Here is a 1,323-nt window from a genome sequence, read left to right on the forward strand (position 1 = left end):
TCCGGAAAGGGGTTGGTCTCGCAACCAGACCCTACCGGAAAGCGCCGATGACCGCCGCGCTACCCAGCTACACCACGTCCGGGGACGTCACCTCAGGCGAAGTCCCATTGCGCAGCGAAAAATCCTGCGGAATTGTAATATTCATCGGGAACAACTTGCCCGGCAGTGAGATAGCAAGGCGGTCATATCATGCCCCATTCCGATCCCCGGCACGGCCAGCATGTCCTTGTCAGAAAAGGGCTGAAGTTCTCGCACCTGCGCCTGCTGGCGGTGCTGCGCGAGACGGGGCAGATCAACGCGGCGGCGCAGCAGGTGGGCATGACGCAGCCCGCCGCCTCGCGGCTTCTCGCCCAGCTGGAGGAGATGATCGGCGCGCCGATCTTCCGCCGCCATGCGCGCGGCGTCTCGCTCACCGAGGCCGGCATCATCATGGCCGACCAGGCGATCCGGACCCTGCGGGAACTCGATCTTTCGCAGGAACGGGTGCTGCAGGCGGTCCAGGGCACGCGCGGTCTCGTGCGCATCGGCTCCGTCACCGGCCCGTCGCTGGAGCTGATCCTGCCGCTGGTGCGCGAGATGCGCGTATCGGCCCCGGCTGTCGAGCTGGCAGTGACGGTCGACACCTCGAACAAGCTTGCCGAGGCGCTGGTTGCCGGCGACCTCGACTTCTATGTGGGCCGCATTCCCGAAGGCGCCGACGCCCAGCCGTTCTGGCTCTGCGACATCGGCTACGAGCCGATCGGCCTTGTCGTGCGCGCCGACCATCCGCTGACGCGGGTGGAAAACCTCACGCTCGAACAGTGCGTCGAATATGACTGGGTCACGCAACCGCCCGGCGGCCTTTTGCGCCGCACCGCCGAGGATTATCTGCTCTCGCACGGGCTGCAGCTGCCGCGCCGGATCCTTGCCACCGCCTCGACGCTCTTCACGCTCGCACTGGTGCAGAAGACCAACGCCATCGCGCCGCTGGCGCGCGCCGTCGCCGAGTTCTTCATCGATTCCAGCGGCCTTGGCAGCCGGCTGGCGATCCTGCCCGTCGCGCCGGACCTGATCGTGAAAACCTACAGCGTCATCCGCCGCCAGGAGCAGGATCTGTCACCGGCAGCGCAATCGATCCTCAACGCGCTCCTCAAACGCGCCCGTGCGAGCCGGGCGATGCAGGAACAGCGGGGAGCGGCGGAATAGCAGCAAGCAAGAGAGGCCGCGCAAGGCGGCCTCTTGGAGTGTGATGAAGAGGTCGGCGGGGCGATCCGTTCAGATCGCCGAGCAGATGTACTTCATCTCGAGATATTCCTCGATGCCGTACTTCGAGCCCTCGCGGCC

Annotated in this window: 1 protein-coding gene; it reads left to right on the forward strand. The window is 66.1% G+C overall.

Annotation, left to right across the window (positions count from 1 at the left end):
- Nucleotides 1-189: 189 nt before the first annotated feature.
- The gene (locus tag L630_RS0120725; RefSeq protein ID WP_024850069.1) at nt 190-1,185 is read left to right on the forward strand and encodes a LysR family transcriptional regulator; all 996 of its coding nucleotides are present in this window, start codon (nt 190-192) and stop codon (nt 1,183-1,185) included.
- The last annotated feature ends 138 nt before the right edge of the window (nt 1,186-1,323 follow it).

It is taken from the genome of Aminobacter sp. J41 (genome assembly GCF_000526635.1).
Classification (GTDB): domain Bacteria; phylum Pseudomonadota; class Alphaproteobacteria; order Rhizobiales; family Rhizobiaceae; genus Aerobium.

Coding starts and splice junctions, on each gene's coding strand:
- L630_RS0120725 (WP_024850069.1), top strand. CDS start 190: ATGCCCCATTCCGATCCCCGGCACGGCCAGCATGTCCTTGTCAGAAAA.